This window comes from Thalassospira sp. UBA1131, assembly GCF_002311515.1.
Taxonomy (GTDB): domain Bacteria; phylum Pseudomonadota; class Alphaproteobacteria; order Rhodospirillales; family Thalassospiraceae; genus Thalassospira.
This window is the reverse complement of sequence record NZ_DCAO01000058.1, coordinates 1-5,769: the sequence shown is the minus strand read 5'-3', so window position 1 is coordinate 5,769 and position 5,769 is coordinate 1. Positions and strand designations below refer to the sequence as shown.

Genomic DNA, 5,769 nt, shown 5'->3' with positions numbered 1-5,769 from the left:
GCGTCAAATCCCTTGACCGGGGACGCCCCCGCTCTGCGGGCATTTCCTAGCTTTTTCTCTCATATCAGTTGCCGGGCCGGTAATGTGAGTGAGTTTGGGCCCTACGTCGCGAACGATGATCAAACGGTGTTCTTCCATGCCATATCACACGCCGTGACGCCATTATAAAAACTGACACATAAATTTAAGAAAATTGCACCCACCCAAGCAGTTATCCTATACTCCATTTGCAACCGGGAACTGTCGCATAAGTTCAAGGACGTTCCCTCAATCCGCAGGAGGCATAGCGTGACACACGCCGCTGCAGTTCAGTCAAGCGCGATCACCATTGATTCGGAAAGCCGCTTCATTAACCGCGAATTATCGTGGCTGGCATTCAACAATCGCGTTCTTGAAGAGGCCCAGAATACCGGCCACCCACTGCTTGAAAGACTGCGTTTCCTGTCGATTTCGGCCAGCAACCTTGATGAATTTTATATGGTTCGCGTCGCCGGCCTCGTCGGTCAGGTCCGCGCTGGCATGACCAAGGTCAGTCAGGATGGCATGAGCCCGTCCGAACAGCTGCGCGCCATTACCTTTGATGCCAACCAGTTGATGCAGGATCAGCAACGCGTCTGGCGCCAGCTCAGCAGCGAGATGGAAAAGCAGGGCATCTCGGTCATCGATCAGGGCGACCTGACCCAGACCGACCGCAAATGGCTGGATGGCTATTTCACGCGCGAAATCTTCCCGACGCTGACCCCGCTTGCCATTGATCCGTCGCACCCCTTCCCGTTCATCCCGAACCTTGGCTTTGCCATCGTCATGCAGTTGTTTGATCCAGCAGACGGGCACAATATGCGCGGGCTTATTCCGGTACCGCAAAAAATTGGCCGGTTCCTGCGCCTGCCGGGCCGCAATGAACGTTATCTTCCGGTCGAACAGGCGATCTTGCTCTATCTTGGCAAGCTGTTCCCGGGCTTTGATATGATCGAACACGGTTTCTTCCGCGTCATCCGGGACTCGGACGTTGAAATCGAAGAAGAAGCCGAAGATCTGGTGCGCGTTTTCAAAACCGCCCTGAAACGTCGTCGTCGCGGCAGCATCATCCGTCTTAAGGTCAATGCGGCAATGCCCGAAGACCTGCTTGATTTCGTCATTGATGAACTTGATGTCGCGCTGGAAGAAGTCGTTAAGGTCGATGGCCTGCTCGGCGTTGTTGATGTCAAACAGCTGATCGACTCAGATCTGCATCATGACTTGCTGTTTTCGCCCTATGCCGCGCGCTATCCGGAACGGGTGCGTGACTTTGGCGGCGATTGCTTTGCTGCGATCAGTAAAAAGGATCTGGTGGTTCATCACCCGTTCGAAGATTTCGACGTGGTGGTGCAGTTCCTGCTGCAGGCCGCCCGTGACCCGGATGTGGTCACCATCAAACAGACGCTGTATCGCACCTCGGAAAACAGCCCGATCGTCAAGGCCCTGATTGCCGCGGCCGAGGCGGGTAAATCCGTCACCGCCATGGTCGAACTGAAGGCCCGCTTTGACGAAGAAGCCAACCTGCGCTGGGCGGCTGACCTTGAACGTGCGGGCTGTCAGGTGGTCTATGGTTTCCTTGATTGGAAAACGCACGCCAAGGTGTCGCTGGTGGTCCGCCGTGAAACCCATGGCCTTAAGACCTATACCCACTTCGGGACCGGCAACTATCACCCGATCACCGCCAAGTTCTATACCGACATCTCGTTCTTCTCGTGCGATCCGGCACTCGGGCGTGATGCGGCCAGCATCTTTAATTTCATGACCGGGTATGCCACCCCACGCTCGCTTGAGAAAATCGCGATTGCACCGCATACCCTGCGCCCGACCCTGCTCACTCACATCGATCAGGAGATCGAGAACTGCAAGGCTGGCAAGCCATCTGGCATCTGGGCCAAGATGAACAGTCTGGTCGATCCGGTGGTGATCGATGCGCTTTATCGCGCAAGTCAGGTCGGCGTTCATATCGAATTGATCGTGCGCGGCATTTGCTGTCTGCGTCCGGGGGTGCCGGGCCTATCGGAAAATATCCGCGTCAAATCGATTGTCGGCCGGTTCCTTGAACATTCGCGCATTGTTGTCTTTGCCAACGGGGCAAAGCTCCCGTCGCGTAAGGCCAAGGCGTTTATCTCATCTGCCGACTGGATGCCGCGTAACCTGAACCGCCGTGTTGAAACCCTGGTTCCGGTTGAAAATCCGACCTGTCAGCAACAGATTGTTGAACAGATCATGATTGCCAACCTGAAAGACACTGCACAGGCATGGCATCTGCAGCCGGACGGCTCCTATGAACGCTGCGAGGCAGGTGAAAATGCATTCTCGTCGCACAAATATTTCATGACCAACCCGTCACTTTCGGGCCGCGGAAGTGCGCTGGATCAAGCCGACCCGAATGTTCCCGTGCTACAGCTAGACGACTAAAAACGACTACAGACGACCAACAGGTGCCAACATCTTATGCTGACTGACCAACGGGCTTCCAACCGCATCGCGATCATAGATGTTGGCTCCAACTCTGTGCGGCTTGTCATTTTTGATGGCATGACCCGCGCACCGATGCCGATCTTCAATGAAAAGGTCATGTGCGGCCTTGGCCGTGACCCGGAAAACACCGGCAAGCTTAACCCGGAGGGGGTGGAGCTCGCCGTGGTCGCCATGCACCGCTTTGCGAAACTGTTGCGTGCGATGAAGGTCACCCATGTCGATGTGCTCGCAACCGCTGCTGTGAGGGCTGCCAGCGACGGCAAGGAATTCTGTGATCGCGTGGCATCGGAAACCGGCCTTACGGTCAAGGTGATTGACGGCCTTGAAGAAGCCCGCCTGTCGGCCCTTGGCATCATATCGGGCGACCCGATGGCATCGGGCATCATGGGCGATATCGGCGGCGGGTCGCTGGAACTGGTTTTACTTGATCAGGGCGAGATCAAAAAACGTGTCAGCCTGCCCTTGGGCGCGATGCGCCTGCATACGGTGTTTGGCTCTGACCGGGCCCGTCTGACGGCTGAAATCAATCAGCACCTTGATACGGTCGATTGGCTAGCTGAGGGCAAAGGCCAACAGCTTTATGCCGTTGGCGGCTCTTGGCGCTCAATCGCCAAGCTTTTCATTGCCCAGGAAAATTATCCGATTTCGGTGGTGCATAATCTTGCCATGCCGCAATCGGAAATGGCCGAACTGACCCACATCATTTCCCAGCAAAGCCGGGTGTCGCTTGAAAAGATCGGCGGTGTGTCCAAACGCCGTATCGACAGCCTGCCGCATGCATCACTTGTCATGAATATGCTGATGACCCGCATGAAGCCAAAGGAAGTTGTCTTTTCCGGCCACGGCCTTCGCGAAGGCTGGATGTATGAAGTCCTGCCCGAAGATCTACGTCAACGCGACCCGGTGCTTGAAGCCTGCTTCAGCTTTGCCGAAGACGGCGAACGGTTCCATCAGCACGGCGAAGAAGTTGCGCAATGGTGTGCGCCGATCTTCTCGAAACTGCCGGTCAATATCGAACGGCTGCGTTTGGCCGCCTGCATCATCGGGGATATCGGCTGGAACGAACATCCCGATTACCGCGCAGAACAAAGTTATAACCGCATTTTGCGCCATCCCTATATCGACCTTAATCATCATGACCGGGTGTTCCTCGCCTACACCATCGGCTCGCGCTATACCGGCAATTTCAAGGGTGATGAGGCCAGCGACCGCATCCTCAGCGACGAGGACCGCCTGACGGGCCGTTTGTTTGGCCATGTCATTCGCTTGGGCCATACGCTTTCTGGCGGGGTCGAAGGCATCCTGCCGCAAACCCAATTGCTGCTCGAAGAAAACAAGCTGATCCTGCAATTCGAAAAGCAGGCATCGGCCCTGTATGGCGAAGTCGTTGAACAGCGCCTGTCGAAACTGGCCAAGCTGATGAACCGCGAAAGTGTTGTCCGCCTCGCCGAATAGGGTTCAGACGCGTACAATCAGACCGCGCATTTTATTGACGCCCCACACCAAAACCGGCACGATCATCGATCTCTTTTCTGATCAGGAGTGCCGTGTCATGACCGACACCAAACAGCCATCCGATCACACCGCGCGTGACATCGTGGGCGCACTGGCACATATGTCCTTTCAAACGCTTTGTCAGGAAATAACCGTCCTGCCAGATACCGACGACGACATTGAAAAGCTTCGCGCTGCCGCCCGCGATGATGAGAAATCACTGATTGACCTTCTGATTGCGCTGCGGTCTGCCCGACTTGGCGATATTGCGCCCTTGTTTGCCAATCCGGACGACGATCCGGCCAATGCCAAAATCGCCGCATCCGATGTGCCCGACAACATGCTCTCATTGCTAAGTGCCCTTCGGGCGAGCACGGGCGTCCCGGTCCCAGGCGAATAATGAAACCACTCGACACCCAAGCCACGCTGCATGTCCGTTGCGGATCCGATATCCGCGATGGCCTCAAACACGCAGGCTTCATCGGCGATTTTCTGGAATTCTCCGATCCGTTTTGTCAGGGCCCGGTGCCCGACCTGCCGCGCGATGCCTTCATCGAAACCCGTGCGGCCTTTATTGCCGGTGCTTACGACCTGCCCGGTGATACGGCACTTGAACGGCTCAGGCGCGAATATGACGCACTCAATCGCCTTGGGCAGTATGACCATGTCGTGCTCTGGTTCGAACATGACAGCTACGATCAGCTGATCCAGGCCTTCCTGATGGATGCCATCGCCACCATCCAGCCCGAAACCAATATCGACGTCATCTCCGTCAATCACGCGCCCGCGTCCGAAGCCATCGACCGCTTCCTCGGCCTTGGTCAACTCTCGCTTGATGGTCTGATCTGGTGCTGGAACACTCATCGCACGCCACTTAACAGCGATATGCTGACATTTGGCAGCAAAGTCTGGAAGGCAGTCCGCAAAGACAGCCCAAAAGACCTCAAGACACTTGCGGAAACACCCAACGCGCCCCTGCCCCAAATGCCAGAGGCCCTCAAACGCCACCTCGCCGAATTACCCGCCCCGCAAACCGGCCTAAGCCTGACCCAAAAACTCACCCTGCAAATCATCAAGGACCACGGCCCGCTCCCGGTCGGCAAGGTCTTTGGCCACCTGATGCGAAGCGTTGATCCGCTCCCCTATCTCGGCGACTTGATGTTCTGGTCAGAAATCCAGTGGATGATGGACTGCCAGGATCCGCTCTTCACCCTCACGCCCGCCACCCCCGAAATCAACTGGGCCGAACGCACCATCACACTCACCAACACCGGTCACGAAACCTTGGCCGGCAAACGCAATTTCCTCGATAACTTTACCGGCACCCGTTGGGTTGGCGGCATCCAGATCAATCCGTCGGATGCGGCGTAACAGACGCACTTTATTGCCTGCTATTAGCCCAACCCGCGCGACGCCCGGAAAATCTCGCCTCGCAGCCATTTATGCGCGGCATTGGCGGCGTTACGGACGTGCCAGTATTGGGCAAAGCCATATTCCCGGAATTCAAGCGGCAGATCGAACTGGCCAAAATCCTGCATCATGGAGCCTGCCAGGCGCGATGGCAGGGTGGCGATGATGTCAGTACCCCGGATCAGGTTGGCGACACTAGCAAAGGTCGGCACCTGAAGCACTGTGCGACGTGATCGGCCAAGGCTGCGCAGGATGTCATCGATTTCCGAACTGTCATTGGCCCCGATCATCACGCGCGCATGGCTGGCCGCACAATACCGGTCCAGCGTATCGGGCGGCCCGTCGTGAAATGCCGGATCATAAAAG

4 protein-coding genes and 1 pseudogene are annotated in these 5,769 nt (G+C 56.5%); 4 read left to right on the top strand and 1 reads right to left on the bottom strand.

The window, feature by feature from the left end:
• Positions 1–288: 288 nt before the first annotated feature.
• The 4 genes from B3Z49_RS08830 to B3Z49_RS08815 all read left to right on the top strand — a co-directional run bounded on the left by B3Z49_RS08830 (position 289) and on the right by B3Z49_RS08815 (position 5,364).
• Positions 289–2,436 carry an RNA degradosome polyphosphate kinase gene (locus tag B3Z49_RS08830; protein WP_008891271.1) on the top strand — a complete coding sequence of 716 codons (2,148 nt, stop codon included), beginning with the start codon at positions 289–291 and terminating at the stop codon, positions 2,434–2,436.
• Between the two features lie 36 nt (positions 2,437–2,472).
• On the top strand, positions 2,473–3,954 hold the full coding sequence (gene ppx / locus B3Z49_RS08825) for an exopolyphosphatase (RefSeq protein WP_296990069.1): 1,482 nt from the start codon (positions 2,473–2,475) through the stop codon (positions 3,952–3,954).
• Between the two features lie 97 nt (positions 3,955–4,051).
• Positions 4,052–4,393, top strand: a complete 342-nt coding sequence (locus B3Z49_RS08820) for a hypothetical protein (protein WP_296990066.1) — start codon at positions 4,052–4,054, stop codon at positions 4,391–4,393.
• Complete coding sequence (locus B3Z49_RS08815) at positions 4,393–5,364, top strand: DUF1835 domain-containing protein (protein ID WP_296990064.1); 972 nt, start codon at positions 4,393–4,395, stop codon at positions 5,362–5,364. Before B3Z49_RS08820 ends, B3Z49_RS08815 begins: the two co-directional genes overlap by 1 nt.
• A 23-nt stretch (positions 5,365–5,387) precedes the next feature.
• Here the strand turns inward: B3Z49_RS08815 and B3Z49_RS08810 are convergent.
• Positions 5,388–5,769, bottom strand: a pseudogene (locus tag B3Z49_RS08810) (LysR family transcriptional regulator); the annotation flags it as partial.